Origin of the sequence: Curtobacterium sp. ODYSSEY 48 V2 (genome assembly GCF_023712625.1) — a bacterium.
Taxonomy (GTDB): Bacteria; Actinomycetota; Actinomycetes; order Actinomycetales; family Microbacteriaceae; genus Curtobacterium.
The window spans coordinates 108,177-123,449 of sequence record NZ_JAMAXX010000008.1; the positions used below are offsets into that span (position 1 = coordinate 108,177).

The following is a 15,273-nucleotide window of genomic DNA, read 5'->3' on the forward strand; positions in this document are numbered from 1 at the left end:
CCGGAGCAGGTCAGCGCCGGTGCGTGCTCGTCTCGTGGTCGTCGAACAGGACGTCGGGAGCGTCGACCCGGCGATCGGTCACGGTGGTCGGGCTCTCGAGGTGCACGGCGCCGGACGGCAGGATGCCCGCGCCGCCGAAGCGCTCCATCACCCGCCACTGCGCGACGACGTCCTCGCCGGAGTGCTGCGGGGGCAGGGCGTCCCAGAACCGGAAGCCCCCCACCTGTTCGAGGGCGTCACGGTCGTACACGACGCACGCGCCGACCCAGGCGACCCGGTAGGGCACCCACCCTCCGGTCTCGACGTCGAGCTCCGCTGCGACGTGTGCCGGGTTCGCGGCGTTGTGCAGCGACAGTCGGTCGAAGCCGGGCGTCCCGCGGCGCACGACCTCGGGCACGACCGGGCCGTCCCACGGTTCGAACACGGCGGTCTCGTGCGGTCGACGGTCCTCCAGGTACGACAGGCCCTGGACGGCGCTGCCGACGAAGCCGCACCCCAGGTCGCGGAGCGCGTCGAGCATCCGGCGGACGGTGCCCGGTTCGAGCCAGACGTCGTCGTCGAGGTAGAGCACCGCGGGAGCGGTCGCGTGGTCGAGGAGGTGCTGGCGGTGTTCCGCCAGACCACGCCGTTCCGGGTGGGCGAGGAGCGTGACGGGACGGCCCTGTGCCTCCAGGACGCGGAGCATCGCGGCCACCGCCGGTTCGGAGGCGGCGTCCTGGCCCGCTGACTGGTCGCTGAGGACCAGGCGCAGGTCGACGTCGGTCTGTGCCGCGAGCCCGGCGAGCGTCGTCGCGAGCTCGGCCGGCCGCCCGACGGTCGGCACCAGGACGTCGACCTCGGCCGGACCGCGGTCGTCCGTCCGGGGGCGTGCCCAGGCACCGGACCAGCGGGCGGCGGTCACGGTGCCGGGTCGGGCTCGACGGCGGGTGCCGTGGAGTCCGCGGTGTCGGTCGCCGGAGCCGTGCCGGCGGCTGCGGCCGCGGCGGCGGTGGCCTCGCGGATGCGCCGCACGACCGCGGTCGTCGAGTGCTCCGGCACGTAGTCGACCATCACGACCTCACCGCCGTACGCCCGGACGACCCCCGTCTCCTCGAGCATCTCGGGGGAGTAGTCGCCGCCCTTGACGTAGACCTCGGGGCGCAGGCGCTCGATGAGCGGGATCGGGGTGTCCGTCGCGAAGACGGTCACGAGGTCGACGCAGGCGAGGGCGGCGAGCACGCCCGCCCGGTCCTCGGCGGTGTTGATCGGACGCTCCGGACCCTTCAGCCGGCGGACCGAGTCGTCGTCGTTGAGGGCGACCACGAGCAGGTCGCCGAGCTCGCGGGCCTGCCGGAGGTAGGTGGTGTGCCCGCGGTGCACGACGTCGAAGCAGCCGTTCGTGAAGACCACGCGACGGCCGGCGGCACGGGCGGCGTCGACGGCCAGGGCGAGGTCGTCGTGGTCGACCACGGTCGCGGCGGGGGCCGTCACGGAGTCGATCAGGGCCGCGGCGGTGCAGACCGAGGTGCCCGCCTCGCGGACCACGACGTCGGCGGCGGCCTGCGCCACCGCGATCGCGTCACGGAGCGGAGCACGCACGGCCAGGGCGACCGTGGCGGCGGCACAGAACGTGTCGCCCGCGCCGGATGCCTGCTGCTCGGACGCCGGCGTCGCGCGGGTTCGGAAGGCCTGGTCCGCGCCGGGCTCGAGCAGGACGGTGCCGTCGCGGTCGAGGGTGACGACCGCCGCACGGGCGCCGCTGCGGGCGAGGACCTCCTGCCGGGCGTCCACGACGACCGGCACCCGGGCCGAGCCGGCTCCGAGGTCGCGACCGAGCAGGCCGGCGGTCTCGCCGGCGTTCGGGGTGACCAGGTCGGGGTGCAGGTCGGCCCACCGCGTCAGGTCGTGGGCATCGACGACGACGGCACCGGGGCGGTCGCGGTCGAGGACGGGCACGACGTCCTCGGGTTGCACGCCGAGGCCGTAGTCGCACACCACGGCGGCGTCGGCGCCCCGGACGGCGCGGGCGACGGCCTCGCCGAGGCGGCTACCGGCGTGCGCGTCCGGCGTCGCCGCGATCTCGTCGACGCGGACGACCACGCGGTCGCCGCCGACCACCCGCGACTTCGTGGTGGTGCGGGCACCGGCGACCTCGACCAGGTGGGTCGTGTCGACGCCGGCGGTCTCGAGCCGGTCGCGGAGGACGCGTCCGGACTCGTCGTCACCGATGAGTCCGACCATGCGGACACGGGCGCCGAGGGCGCGGGCGTTCACCGCCGTGTTCGCGGCGCCGCCCGGGACGGCGACCGTCTCGGTCACACGGACCACGGGCGCCGGGGCCTCGCGGGAGACGCGCTCGGCCTCCCCGACGGTCCAGCGGTCGAGGATGCAGTCGCCGATGACGACGACGAGCGGTTCGCGGTCGTCGACCGAGGCGACCAGGTCGCGGACGAGACGGACGTCGGCGGTCATCGGGTTCCTCCGGTGGTGCGTGCGGGGGCGGACTCGAGGTGCACGACGGTGGTGGTCGTCATCTCGTCGAGCAGGCGCGGGCCGTAGCCGAAGCCGGCGCCCGAGGCCCCGCGCGGCTGGGCGCTGCCGCCCGGTGCGCCGCCGAACACCGCGTTCACCTTGACGGTGCCGACGGGGAGCTCGGCTGCGGCGCGGAGGGCGTGACCGGTGTCGCCGGTGAGCACCGTCGCGGCGAGGCCGTACCGGTCGGCCGCGGCGAGGCGCAGGCCCTCGTCGAACGACTCGACGACGCGGACCGGTGCGAGGGGACCGAAGGTCTCCTCGGTCATCACGACCATGTCGTCGGTGCAGTCGGTCAGGACGGTGGCCGGGTAGAACGTGCCGACACCGCCGGGCGTCGTCCCGCCAGTGCGCACGGTGGCGCCGCGCTGCACGGCGTCGTCGACGTGCGCCTGCACCGTGCCGCGGAGCCGGTCGTCGACGAGCGGACCGAACTCGGCGGCGGGCGATGCCGTCCGTCGCTCCGCCTCGGCGACGAGCGCCGCGGTGAACTCCTCGGCGACATCGCGGTGCACGTAGACGCGCTCGACGCTCGTGCAGATCTGACCCGTGTTCGCGAAGGCGCCGAGCGCGACCTGTGCGGCGGCCCACGCGGGGTCCACGTCGGCGTCCACGACGACCGCGTCGTTGCCGCCGTTCTCGCGGATGACGTGCGCGCGCGTGCTCGCGGCGACCTCGGAGAGGCGGTCGCCGGTGGCGGTGGAGCCGACGTGGGCGTACACGTCGATGCCGTCCTGCTCGAGCAGCGCCTCGCCGGTCGAGGCGTCACCGTCGACGCCCACCAGGACGCCCTCCGGCAGGACCTCGGCCAGCAGCGTGTTCAGCCGGGCGATCGTGCCGGGGCACCGCTCGCTGCCCTTGTGCACCACGGTGTTCCCGGTGACGAGCGCGGCACCGAGGATCCCGAGCGCCACGGCCACCGGGTCGTTCCACGGCGTCAGGGCGAGCACCACGCCGCGGGGGTGGGGGACCGACCAGTCGGCCGCACCGAACTGCCCGCGGAGCGCCTCGCCGCGGTGGACCGGGCCGAGCTCGGCGTACTGCACGAGCGTCCCGATGCCGGCCTGCACGCCGCCCATCGCGTCGCCGGGCACCTTCCCGGTCTCGCGGGTGTTCAGGTCGGCGAGCTCCTGGGCGTGGTCACGGAGGTGCGCTGCTGCTGCGTGCAGCAGGGCTCCGCGCTCCGCCGGTGCGGTGCGCGCCCACGCGGGTGCGGCCGCCCGTGCGCGCGCGACAGCGTTCGCGACGTCCTCGCTCGTGGAGCGCGGGGTCGTCGTGGCGATCGACCCGTCGACGGGGTCGGTGACGACCATGTGGTCGGTGTCGGTCGCGGTCGCTGACGGGGTGGCGAGGGTCATGGTGTCCTTCCGGAGACGGGCGTACGGTTCCACGCTGCTCCCGGGGACCTGTGCGGGGTGCCGGTTTCGGGTGCTCGGTCCGGAGAGCGCACCGGACGGGTCCGGGACGGCGTCGGCCCGGCAGCGCTCTCGGCTCGGTTCCGGTAGACGGGTGTGGTGCAACTGATCGGCAACGGTGGAGAACGCTTCGACGACGTCCGGGAGATCGCGGTGCTCCGCGGCGGTGGCCTGGGGGACCTGCTCTTCGCGGTCCCCGCGATCGAGGCGCTGCACGCCACGTACCCCGACGCCCGCATCACGCTGCTCGGGAGCCCGCTGGCCCCGGCGGTCCTGCGCGGACGGACCGACGCGGTGCACGCGTTCGAGGAACTCCCGGTGTCGCCCGGGGTGCGCGACGCCGGGAAGGGTGCGCCGGCGCTGCACGACTTCGAGTCGCGGCTCCGCGGCCGGTTCGACCTCGCCGTCCAGCTGCACGGCGGCGGTCGGAACTCGAACCCGTTCCTGCTGCGCCTCGCCGCACCGCACACCGTCGGCACCGCGACCGAGGACGCCGAGGTCCTGGAGCGGTGGGTCCGCTACGTCTACTACCAGCACGAGGTGCTCCGCGGGCTCGAGGTCGTCTCGCTCGCCGGTGCCGCCCCGGTCACCCTGGACCCGCGCGTGCACGTGGGCGCCGAGGAGCGCCGTGCCGTGCGCGACCGCCTCGGCGTCGCCGGCCACCTGGTGGCCGTGCACCCCGGCGCGACGGACCCGCGGCGCCGGTGGAGCCCCGAGCGGTTCGCAGCCGTGGTGTCCGCGCGGCTCGACGCCGGCGACGACGTCGTGCTCGTCGGCGACGCGACGGACGTGCCGGCGGCGCAGGCCATCCGCGGTGCCGTGCCGGTGGCCCTGCACGACCGTCTCCACGACCTGACCGACGCCCTGCCGCTCGCGGAGCTCCCCGCGGTGCTCGCGGCCGCTGACGTCATGGTCGGTGACGACTCCGGCCCGCGGCACCTCGCCGTCGCGGTCGGGACCCCCACGGTCGGCGTGTTCTGGTTCGGCAACGTGGTGAACGCGGGCCCGATCGACCGCGGACGGCACCGGGTGCACATGTCCTTCGTCACGCGCTGCCCGGTGTGCGGCATCGACGTGACCCAGGTCGGGTGGACCGCTGAGCGCTGCGAGCACGACCCGTCGTACGTCGACGAGGTCCAGCCCGAGGCCGTGATCACCGACGTCGAGGACCTCCTCGCGACCGTGCGACCCCGGGAGCGAACGGCCGCACCGGTCGTCTGAGCCGGCGCAGGAGTGCACCCGGACGCCGGCTCCGACCCCGTCGGGAACCGAGCGATCGGGCGGGACGTGCCACGCGCACTGCGCCGAGCGTGACGGATCGGGCCCGCTCGGAGAACCGAGCGGGCAGACCGAGCGGACAGACCGAGCGGACAGACCCAGCGGGCAGACCGACCGGGCAGGACACGCCGGAGGCGTGCCGGCGCGCGGGCGCAATCTGTCGGCGTGCGCTGCCGAGCGTGACAGATCTGGCCCGCTCGGCGGACGGAGGCGACCGATGGAGCGGGCCGGGCCGGCCACGGACGTGACGGGAGGCGCGGTACCGACCGGCACCGCGCCTCCCGTTGCGTCGTCAGCGGGGCCTACGGCCAGCTGGGCTCCGTCGCGGGCATGATCGACAGCTCGCGGATCTCGCAGCCGGCCGGCTGCGACAGCGCGAACAGGATCGAGTTCGCCACGTACTCCGGCTCGATGAGCTGCGCGTCCGGGCCCGGCTTGTACTGCTCGGTCCGGCCCTCGAAGAACGCGGTGCGCATGCCGGCGGGGATGATGTTCGTCACACCGATGCGCCCGGCGGTCTCGGCGGCCAGCGCCTGCGAGAAGCCGCGCACGCCGAACTTCGACGCCGAGTAGGCCGTGCCGTCGCCGACGCCCTTGAGCGCGAGCGACGACGAGATCGTCACGACGCGGCCGTGCGTCGCCTCGAGGGCGGGCAGCGCGGCGCGCACCACGGCGGCGGTGCCGAGCAGGTTGACCCCGACGATGCGCTCCCAGTCGCCCGAGGAGATCCCGCCGATCGGCGCGGGCTTGTCGATGCCCGCGGCGGTGACGACGGCGTCGAGTCCGCCGTGGCGCTCCGCGGCCTCGCGGACGGCGCGCTCGGTCGCCTCGGTGTCCGTGACGTCCACGGCGACGGCGTCGGTGCCCTCCGGGACGCCGTCGACGCGCAGGTCGAGGACGATGGGGGTGCCGCCGGCCTCGACGACCGCGGCGACGACGGCCGCGCCGAGACCGGAGGCGCCGCCGGTGACGAGGACGCGACCGATGGGGGTGGTGGGGACGGGCATGGACTTCCTTCCGGGAGTGGCGTGGTGCCGGTCCGTCGGCGGTGCCGACGGGACGTGTGTGGTGACCGGTGACGGACGGGAGGCCCGTGGCGGCGGTGCGCCGTGCCTCCCGTCCGACGTGTGGTCGGGGTGGGTCCTCAGCCGACCGCGGCGAGTGCCGCGGCGAGCCGCGTGGTGGACCGACCGGGGTGGAACGGGACGGTGACGACCCGACCGCCCCACTCGGCGAGCGTCGCCGCCTCGGGGAGCTCGCTCGCGGCGTAGTCGCCGCCCTTCGCCCAGACGTCCGGGCGGAAGCGGCGGAGGGCCTCGTCCGGGGTGTGCTCGTCGAAGACGACCACGGCGTCGACGCAGTCGAGCGCGAGCAGCAGCTCGACCCGGTCGTCCTGCGTCATGATCGGGCGCTCCGGCCCCTTGAGGGCGCGCACCGAGTCGTCCGAGTTGAGGCAGACCACCAGGCAGTCGCCGAGCGCCCGCGCTGCGGAGAGCGTGCGGGCGTGCCCGGCGTGGAGCAGGTCGAAGCAGCCGCCGGTGGCGACGACGGTCCCACCGGCGCTGCGGACGTCGTGCACGACGCGCAGCGCGTCGCGGTCCACGCCGGGGACGGGCACCGGAGCCGGGCCGTCGTCGGCGAACAGCGCGGTCACGCCGCCGGCCGCGAGGTACTCCGAGGCAGCGAGCACGCCCGCGGCGACGGCCTCGGCGACGTCAGCACCCTCGGCGAGGGCGATGGCGACGCCCGCGGCGAGGCGGTCACCGGCGCCGCACGGGTCGCCGGCGGTGACGGACGGGGCCGGGACGAACCGGCTGTCCAGCGCGGCCGGCCGGGTGCCGTCCCCGCTGCGACGCGAGGCGACGAGTGCGCCGCGGTCGCCCATCGTGACGGCGACGGCGTCGACGTCCCAGGTCCGGACGAGCTCGGCCGCGGCGTCCGTGGCGAAGGGCACGCCCTCGCCGGACAGGTCGGTGAAGCGCCGGGCCTCGCTGGTGTTCGGGGTCACGACCGCGGTGCCCGCGACGGGGGAGGCACCCTTCGGGTGCGGGTCCCAGACCACGGGCGTCGTGCGGGCCACGGCGGCGAGGGCGGTACGGAGCCCGTCGGCGGCCGCGACGCCACGGCCGTAGTCGGCGACGACGATCGCGTCGGCGCCCTCGAGCGCCGCGGTCATCTCGGCGGTCGTGCCGGGGACGGGCGGGGTGGCGCACCCCTCGTCGATGCGGACGAGCGCGTGGTCGACCACGCGGACGCGGGTCTTCACCGGGGTCGGCGCACCGGACGGACCGGCGACGACGTGCACGTCGGGCAGCAGGGCGCGGATCTCGTCGGCACGATCGTCGTCGCTCAGCACGGTGACGAGCGTCACGTCGTGGCCGTCGCGTACGAGCATCGAGGCGACCAGGCCGGCGCCACCGGCACGACGGTCGTCGGTCCGGACGTCGACGACCGGGACGGGGGCGTCCGGGCTGAGCCGTTCGCTCGTGCCCGAGACGTCGACGTCGAGCAGGGTGTCGCCGACGACGACGATGCGACGCCGGGTGCCGTCGCCGGAGCCCGGCGTCGCGCTGGCGGTGCGCTCCGTGCCGCTCACCGGCGGCCGCCGCGGCGGAGGGCCGGCTCCATCGCACGGCAGAGGGCGTGCACGAGGACGAGCTGCGCCTCCTGCACGTTGGCCGAGGGGCCCTCGATGCGGATCGCGTCGTCGACCGCGTCGGCGAGCGGGTTCGGCCCGGGGCCGGTCATCGCGATCGAGCGTGCACCGACGGCCCGAGCGGCCTCGGCCGCGCGGAGCAGGTTCGGGCTCTTGCCGCTCGTGCTCAGCAGCACGACGACGTCACCGGCGCGCGCGTGCGCCGTCACCTGGCGGGCGAAGACCTGGTCGTAGCCGTAGTCGTTCCCGATCGCGGTGACGGCGGAGCTCTCGGCGTGCAGGGAGATCGCCGAGTACGCCGGACGGTCCCCGTCGAAGCGGCCGGTCAGCTCGGAGGTGAGGTGCTGGGCCTCCGCCGCCGAGCCGCCGTTGCCCGCGGCGAGCAGCCGACGGCCGGCGACGAGCCGTGCGGCGATGTCGTCCGCCCACGCCGCGATGTGGTCCTTGTGGTCGACGAGCGAGGCGATCACGGGCACCGAGGCGGCGATGTGGTCGACGACGGTCCGGACGCTGGCGCTCTCGGTCTCCGGCTCACGCGTGCCGGTCTGCTGCTCGATGGTCATCGTGCGGTCCTCTCCGTCGGGTGCGGCAGCACCGCGGGCGTCGGGCGGGCGGTCCGTCCGGCGCGTCCGGGACGGGCGCCCGGGATGGTCGTGGCGGGGGTGATCCCGACGGGGTCGTTCGACACGTGTGCCGTGTCGGTCCCGGTCGCCGCGACGGCGGGCGCGGCGAGGCCGTTCGCGGCGCCGGCGACGAGGCGCTCGTACACGCGCTCGCTCTCGGCGGCGACCTTGTGCCAGGTGTACCGGGACTCGGCGCGCTCGCGTCCCGCGCGTCCGTACGCGTCGCGCCGCTCGCGGTCGTCGAGCAGCGCGCCCACGGCGGCGGCCACGGCCTCCTCGTCACGGGGCGGGACGTGCAGGCCGGTGGCGTCCTCCACGACGGTGTCGATGAGTCCGCCGACGCTCGACGCGACGACGGGACGACCGCACGCCATGGCCTCGAGCGGCACGATGCCGAAGGGCTCGTACCAGGGGGCGCACACGACGACGTCGGCGCTGCGGTAGACGGCGGGCATGTCGTGCTGCCCGAGCTGGCCGCGGAAGGTCACGTGCTCGCGCACCCCGAGCGACCGGGCCAGGGCGTCGAGGCGCTGGTACTCCGGGTCGTCGGCGAGGTCGGCTCCGGCCGTGCCGGCTCCGCCGACCACCACGAGCTCGGCCTCGCGGCCCTCGTCGAGCAGCTTCGCGAGTGCGGCGATGGTCGTGCCGACACCCTTCCGGCGCACCAGGCGCGACGCGGTGAGCACCCGGAAGGGGCGCCCACGCTCCTCGACGGGGCCGTCGGGCCGGAAGAGCTCGGTGTCCACACCGCACGGCACCACGGAGATGGCGTGCAGCGGCACGCCGAGGGTCTTGAGCTCGAAGGCCTCGTCGGAGCACGTCGCGACGACCTGGTCGACGCTCCGGCCCACGGCGGGCTCGATCCACTCGCGCTCCGCGGGGCTCGTGTCGGCGGTGCCCTGGTGGCGACGCTTCACGACGCCCAGCGCGTGGAAGGTCTGCACGACCGGGATCCGGACGCCACCGGTGCGGGCGTGGACCTGCTTGACGGCCTCGAGCGCGGCGTACCCGGACATCCAGAAGTGCCCGTGCACCACGTCGGGGCGGTCGACGAACCACTCCGCCGCGAGCACCGAGGCGAACGTGTCCATGAACGGGAACAGGTCGTCCTTCGGGACGTGGCGGGCGGGCCCGGCGTCGACCTGCACGACCTCGACGCCCGGGCGCAGCAGCACGCGGACGGGCTGGTCGGCGTCGTCGCGCCGCGTGTACACGGTCACCTGGTGGCCGCGGTCCGCGAGGGCCGCGGACAGCTCAGCGACGTGCACGTTCTGTCCACCGGCGTCGACTCCGCCGAGCACCGCGAGCGGGCTCGCGTGCTCGGACACCATCGCGATCTTCATCGGAGGCTCCCTTCCAGCGCGGCGTCCGCCGCGCGTCCGCGCCGCGCACCACGCGCGACGGCGTCGTCGAGGAGGTCGTCCCAGTCCGCCAGGTACCGGCCGAGCGCGTGCCGCTCGAGCGCGGCCTCTCGGGCGACGGCACCGCGGCGACGGGCCTCCTCGGGGTCCTCCAGGAGCGTCCTGGAGGCACGGACCAGCTCGTCGACGTCGGTCGCGATCGCGCCGGCCTCGGCGGGCACGGTCCGTGGTGCGTCGGTCGTCGCGAGCACGAGGACCGGCATCGCCATGTGCATCGCCTCGATCAGCGACAGGCCGAGCGACGTCCAGCGGTTCGGGTGCACGTACGCGCGTCGTTGCGCGAGTGCGGCGTGCATGGGGTCTGCGGGGACGTCGCCGAGGGCGACGACGCGGTCGCCGAAGCCGAGTTCAGGGAGCCGGTCGGTGCCCATGCCCCAGAGGTCGACGGGTGCGACCTCGGCGAAGCGGGGGAGCAGGTCCGTGCCGACCACACGGCCGCGGCGGACCGGTTCGTTGATGACGACACCGAAGCGCTCGAGCGCGCCGGTGTAGAGCGGGCCCGGGTCGACGACGCCGTGCTCGACCACCGTCGTGCGGGTCGTGCCGCAGTCCCACATGAGGGCGTTCCAGTGCGTGACGTGCGCGATCACCAGGTCGTCGCGGTCGCGCATCGGGTGCAGGCTGCTCGGGACGTCGACGCGCGGGGCGTTGTGCTCGACGAAGACCACGGGGACCTCGCGGCCGCGGAGCAGGCGACGGGCCTCCTCGAGCTCCTCGGTGCGCTGCAGGACGACCACGTCGACCTCGGCGTCGGCGAGGTCGGCCGGGTCGATCTCGATCGCGTTCGCCGGCCAGTCGCGGCCGCCCCGCCCGAGCCCCCAGCCGTCGCGGGCCGGTGTGGTGGGGATGAGGTACTCGTGGGGGCCGCGGACGAAGGCGTCCATCCAGCCGCCGTGCACGTGCCACACGAGGATCCGCATGCAGGGCCTTTCGACGGTTCGGTGCCCCTCCGGACAGCTGCCCCGCCGGCGCTCGCGCGCGCTGCGCAGGTGCCGGGAAGAGGAGCAGGAGGAGCAGTGGCGCACGCTACGGGAGCACTGCTGGTCCTCCTCGCAGCTTCTCCTGCTTCATCCGCTGAGCGCACTGCCGTCCGCGACGGCGCCGGGTCCGGTGCCGCGCGCCAGCAGGCGTCCGTGTGCGTCGAGGACGTCCTGCACGCGCACTCCGGACAGGCACGGGTGGCCCGGGACCGGGCACTCCCGGGCACGGCTCAGGCGGCAGGCGGCGGTCTGGTCGCCGAGCAGTTCCACCTCGGGTGCGTACGGGGCCCACTTCACCGCCGGCACCACCGGCGAGAACAGGCTGACGATGCGCGCACCCACCGCGGCGGCGAGGTGTGCCGGACCGGTGTTGCCGACGACGACGACCTCGGCGCCGGCGAGGACCGCGGCGAGCTCGGCGGGCGACGTCCGACCGCCGAGGTCGACCGCGGTGTCGCCCGCGACGGCGGCCGTGAGCGCCCGCTCGCCGGGGCTGCCCGTGACGACCACGGGGATCCCGCGCTCGGCGTAGGCCGCGACGAGGTCACGGTGGTGCTCCTCCGGCCAGGAGCGCGCCGGGACGCTCGCGCCGGGGTGGACGACCACGTAGCGGTCCAGGGCGGCCACCTCGGGTGGTGCGACGGCGTCGATCCGCACCACGAGCCTCCCGTCGTCATCCGCCGGCAGGGCGAACCCGGCGGCCTCGGCGATGCGGAGGGCGCGCTCCGGCTCCGGGAGGTCCTCCGGCAGGTCCTCGCCCGGGCGGAGCCGCACGTCGAGCAGCGACCCGGGGTGGTCGACCGACGCACCGGAGACCCGGGGCACCCCGGCCAGGCGGAGCAGCAGGGCGACCGGCAGGGGCGACTGGTGGAACGAGGTGAGCACGACGGCCTCGTCGGGCTGTTCCTCGGTGACGAGCGCACGGAACTCGCCGAGCAGCGCGTCGTCGATCGGCCGCGCGGTCTCGGTCACCCAGGGCGCTGCCCAGACCCGCACCCGGTCGACCCCGGGCAGCAGGTCTGCGGCCGGGGAGCCCTGGGGGCCGCAGAGCATCGTGACGTGCGCGGCCCCCGCGGCGACGGCGCGCACGGCGGGGCCGGCCACCAGGACGTCGCCGAACGAGTCGAGCCGGACGACCAGGACGCGCGGACCGGTCCGCTCGTCGGCCGTGGTCGACTCCGCACCCTCGGGACCGCGCTGCTCGGCGCGGCTCACGCCCGGGCCGCCGGGACCCGGGCCAGCACGAGGGAGACGGCGTCGTCGAGGGAGCCGGCGACGGTCTCCGCCGCCTCGACCTCCTCGGCGCGCGTCCGCGGCGTCGGCACCAGCACGCCCTGCGCACCCGCCGCCGCCGCCGCACCGACGTCGGCGCCGATGTCCCCGACCACCACGATCTCGGACGGGTCGAGCCCGAGCCGTCGCGCGGCGTCGAGCACCATCCCCGGACGCGGCTTGCGGCACGCACACCCGTCGCCGGCGTCGTGCGGGCAGACGCACCAGACGTCGAACGGGCCGACCAGCTCGTCCACGCGGGCGTTCGTCGCGTCGACCTGCTCGCGGGTCGCCAGGCCCTTCGCGATCGCCGACTGGTTCGTCACGACCCCGACGCGCAGACCGGCGGTCCGGGCGCGCTCGACCGCGCGGTGGGCGCCGGGCACGGGGACGACCTTGTGGGGGTCGGCGTTGTACGGGACGTCGATGACGAGGGTGTCGTCACGGTCGAAGAGCAGACCGCGGACGGCGCGGTCCTTCGCGAGAGCCATGCTCCTTGGTACCGTCCGCCGGCCGGGAACCGGCCCAGGCGCGGCCGGATACCGTCGGACCGTGACCGCCGTCCCCGCCCTGCCCCCGTCCGACGGACGCCCCGACCTGCTCGTCCTGCGCGCCATCAAGCTCGGGGACGCGCTCGTCGCCGTCCCCGCACTGCACGCGCTTCGCCGGGCGTTCCCCGGCCACCGGATCACCCTGGCGACGACCGCGTGGCTCGCCCCGGTCGTCGAGCTGCTGCCCGTCGACGTGCACCTCGCGCAGCACGGGCTCGACCACCCGATCGCCGCCCCCGCCGGAGCGGTCGACGTCGCGGTCAACCTGCACGGTGCCGGGCCGGAGTCGTCCGACCTCGTCGCCGCACTCGGTGCCCGGCGCGTGATCGGCCACGCCGACCCGACCCACGGGTACGAGGGCCCGGAGTGGCCGGACGACGTCCACGAGCGGGAGCGCTGGGCGGACCTGCTCACCTGGCACGGCATCCCCGCCGACCCCGACGAGGTCGCCATCGCCCGCCCGGCCGCCCCGTCCGCCGCGCCGGGTGCCGCGGTCGTGCACATCGGCGCCTTCCACGGTGCGCGGCACTGGCCGACCGACCGCTTCGCAGCCGTGGTGCGAGGGCTCCGCGAGCGCGGCCTCGACGTGGTCCTGACGGGAGGCGCGGACGACGTCGAGCGCGCCACCGCCGTCGCGCAGTCGGCCGGCTTGCCGCCGGAGGCGGTCCTCGCGGGCGCGCTGGAGCTGCAGGCCTTCGCCGGCGTCATCGCATCGGCATCGCTCGTCGTGACCGTCGACACGGGGGCGGCCCACCTCGCCTCCGCCTACGGGATCCCGTCCGTCGTGGTGTTCGGGCCGGCGCCGCCCGAGGCCTGGGGACCGCCCGCCTCCGGTCCGCACGTCGTGCTCACCGACGCGTCCGTGCGCCGCGGGGACGTGTTCGCGGAGGACCCGGACCCGGCGCTCCTGGCCGTCGGCGTGGACGACGTGCTCGCCGCCGTCGACTCGCTCCCGGTCGCCCCCGTCACTTCGCCGTGAACCCGCCGAGGGGTCGTCGGTAGCGTCGAGGCGTACCTGTCCTGCTCGAAGGGAGCGCCCCGTGTTCGAAGCCGCCAACATCCGTGACTGGATCGGCCTGCCCGTCGTCGACGAGACCGAGGACAAGATCGGCACGCTCGAGAGCATCTACTACGACACCGCGACGTCCGATCCCGCCTTCGGCGCCGTCACCACCGGGCTGCCCGGGTTCCAGAAGCTGCTCTTCGTCCCGCTCGTCGGTGCGACGGTGGCGCCGAAGCACCTGCTCGTGACGTTCCCGAAGAAGCTCGTCAAGGACGCCCCGACCATCCCGACCGACGGTGAGCTCGAGGCCTCGACCGAACCCGTGCTGTACGAGCACTACGGCCTGCAGTACCAGACCGGCAGCAACGGGGAACGGCGCCTGGGTCGTCGCTGACACCGGCACCCGGGACGGGCAGGTAGCCTTGCCCGTCCCGTCGTCGCGTCCACCCGGAGGACCCCCTGCAGCGCACCACCCGCTCGAAGCGGTCGACCGCCGTCGCCCTCGTGCTCGCGGTCCTCGCCGCGGTCGTCGTCGCGCCGTCGGGCCCGGTCGCGGTCGCACCGACCGACGGCGCCGTCGCGGCGCCGATGTGGCCGGTCCCGGAGCCGTACCCGGTGACGGACGACCCGGCCGAGACGCTCGCCGACCTGCCGCCGGGCAGCGAGTACGTCGCACTCGGCGACTCCTACTCGGCCGGCTACGGCCTGGGCGACCCGACCCGGCTGCCGACGAGCGCCTGCGCGCAGTCGGCGCGCGACTACCCCCACCGGCTCGCGGCGCGCTTCGGACTCGACCTGACCGACGTGACGTGCGCGGGGGCGACCAGTCGTGACGTCGTGTCGGGGTACCAGTTCCGCGGGGTGCCGCCCCAGGTCCGGGCACTGTCCGAGGACACCCGGCTGGTCACGCTGACGATCGGCGGCAACGACGCCGACCTGTTCGGCACCGCCGCATCCTGCCTGGCGCTGTCCTCCCGCGGCCCGGTGTTCTCCGGTCGGGACGCCCCGTCGTGCCGCAGCACCCTCGTGCACGACGGAGTGGACGACCTCGACGTGCGCATCCGGTCCCGGGTCGCGCTCGGGATCGCGGACACGCTCGCCGCGGTCCGCCGGGCCGCGCCGAACGCGGTCGTGGTCTTCCTCGGCTACCCGGCGATCTTCCCGGACGCGGCCCACACGCCGGCGCGGGGGTGCTTCCGCTCGGCGCTCGACCTCGGCTCGCTCGTGGGGTCCTTCCCGCGGGACACCTACCCGTTCACCGACGGCGACGTCCGGTACCTGCACGGGGTCCAGGAGTCGCTCGACGAGGTCTCGGCGTCCGCTGCCGAGGCGGCCGGCGTCCCGTTCGTCGACGTGTTCGCCCGGTCGCAGGCGCACTCGGCCTGCGCGACCGACGACCCGTACGTCGCGGGCGTCTCGCTCTCCGGGGCGGGCGACCTGAGCCGCATCGACATGGTGCCCGGGGCCCTGCACCCGAACGGGCGCGGGGTGGCGTGGTTGACCGGGCAGGTGGCCTCGGAGCTCCGCCGGCTCGCGGACTGAGCCGTGCACGGCCGCTCGTCG

Annotated in this window: 14 protein-coding genes; 4 read left to right on the plus strand and 10 right to left on the minus strand. The window is 75.5% G+C overall.

Translation table 11 applies throughout. From position 1 onward, the window contains the following. Nucleotides 1-10 precede the first annotated feature (10 nt). From M3666_RS13285 to M3666_RS13295, 3 genes are read right to left on the minus strand one after another with little or no spacing between them, the layout of a single operon-like run. Complete coding sequence (locus tag M3666_RS13285) at nucleotides 11-901, minus strand: glycosyltransferase family 2 protein (protein WP_251155467.1); 891 nt, start codon at nucleotides 899-901, stop codon at nucleotides 11-13. Next, complete coding sequence (gene rfaE2, locus M3666_RS13290; RefSeq protein WP_251155468.1) at nucleotides 898-2,451, minus strand: D-glycero-beta-D-manno-heptose 1-phosphate adenylyltransferase; 1,554 nt, start codon at nucleotides 2,449-2,451, stop codon at nucleotides 898-900. The genes M3666_RS13285 and rfaE2 overlap by 4 nt, the downstream gene beginning before the upstream one ends. After that, nucleotides 2,448-3,869, minus strand: coding sequence for an aldehyde dehydrogenase (locus M3666_RS13295; RefSeq protein WP_251155469.1), 1,422 nt, complete (start codon nucleotides 3,867-3,869; stop codon nucleotides 2,448-2,450). The genes rfaE2 and M3666_RS13295 overlap by 4 nt, the downstream gene beginning before the upstream one ends. Nucleotides 3,870-4,025: 156 nt before the next feature. Here M3666_RS13295 and M3666_RS13300 point away from each other — a divergent pair, with 156 nt between their 5' ends. Further along, a complete protein-coding gene (locus tag M3666_RS13300; protein WP_251155470.1) occupies nucleotides 4,026-5,147 on the plus strand; it encodes a glycosyltransferase family 9 protein in 1,122 nt (373 codons plus the stop codon). Nucleotides 5,148-5,506: 359 nt separating this feature from the next. Here the strand turns inward: M3666_RS13300 and M3666_RS13305 are convergent, their stop codons facing one another. From M3666_RS13305 to M3666_RS13335, 7 genes are all read right to left on the minus strand, one after another. Continuing rightward, nucleotides 5,507-6,211 (minus strand): SDR family oxidoreductase, encoded by a 705-nt coding sequence (locus tag M3666_RS13305; protein WP_066654246.1) that lies wholly within the window; start codon nucleotides 6,209-6,211, stop codon nucleotides 5,507-5,509. 137 nt (nucleotides 6,212-6,348) lie between these two features. Beyond that, complete coding sequence (locus tag M3666_RS13310; protein ID WP_209682638.1) at nucleotides 6,349-7,800, minus strand: PfkB family carbohydrate kinase; 1,452 nt, start codon at nucleotides 7,798-7,800, stop codon at nucleotides 6,349-6,351. Further along, entirely contained in the window at nucleotides 7,797-8,423 is a 627-nt protein-coding gene (locus M3666_RS13315; RefSeq protein ID WP_066654250.1) for an SIS domain-containing protein, read from the minus strand. The genes M3666_RS13310 and M3666_RS13315 overlap by 4 nt, the downstream gene beginning before the upstream one ends. After that, nucleotides 8,420-9,826, minus strand: coding sequence for a glycosyltransferase (locus M3666_RS13320; RefSeq protein WP_251155471.1), 1,407 nt, complete (start codon nucleotides 9,824-9,826; stop codon nucleotides 8,420-8,422). Before M3666_RS13320 ends, M3666_RS13315 begins: the two co-directional genes overlap by 4 nt. Continuing rightward, nucleotides 9,823-10,824, minus strand: a complete 1,002-nt coding sequence (locus tag M3666_RS13325; RefSeq protein ID WP_251155472.1) for a glycosyltransferase — start codon at nucleotides 10,822-10,824, stop codon at nucleotides 9,823-9,825. The genes M3666_RS13320 and M3666_RS13325 overlap by 4 nt, the downstream gene beginning before the upstream one ends. Nucleotides 10,825-10,971: 147 nt before the next feature. Then, on the minus strand, nucleotides 10,972-12,024 hold the full coding sequence (locus M3666_RS13330; protein ID WP_251155513.1) for a glycosyltransferase family 9 protein: 1,053 nt from the start codon (nucleotides 12,022-12,024) through the stop codon (nucleotides 10,972-10,974). A 71-nt stretch (nucleotides 12,025-12,095) separates the two neighbouring features. Then, a complete protein-coding gene (locus M3666_RS13335) occupies nucleotides 12,096-12,647 on the minus strand; it encodes an HAD-IIIA family hydrolase (RefSeq protein ID WP_066654254.1) in 552 nt (183 codons plus the stop codon). Between the two features lie 61 nt (nucleotides 12,648-12,708). Between M3666_RS13335 and M3666_RS13340 the strand changes: the two genes are divergently transcribed. The 3 genes from M3666_RS13340 (at nucleotide 12,709) to M3666_RS13350 (ending at nucleotide 15,252) form a co-directional block, all read left to right on the plus strand. Next, on the plus strand, nucleotides 12,709-13,686 hold the full coding sequence (locus M3666_RS13340; RefSeq protein ID WP_251155473.1) for a glycosyltransferase family 9 protein: 978 nt from the start codon (nucleotides 12,709-12,711) through the stop codon (nucleotides 13,684-13,686). Between the two features lie 61 nt (nucleotides 13,687-13,747). After that, nucleotides 13,748-14,104 (plus strand): PRC-barrel domain-containing protein, encoded by a 357-nt coding sequence (locus M3666_RS13345; RefSeq protein ID WP_209682631.1) that lies wholly within the window; start codon nucleotides 13,748-13,750, stop codon nucleotides 14,102-14,104. A 110-nt stretch (nucleotides 14,105-14,214) separates the two neighbouring features. Beyond that, nucleotides 14,215-15,252 carry an SGNH/GDSL hydrolase family protein gene (locus M3666_RS13350; protein WP_066654256.1) on the plus strand — a complete coding sequence of 346 codons (1,038 nt, stop codon included), beginning with the start codon at nucleotides 14,215-14,217 and terminating at the stop codon, nucleotides 15,250-15,252. Nucleotides 15,253-15,273 lie beyond the last annotated feature (21 nt).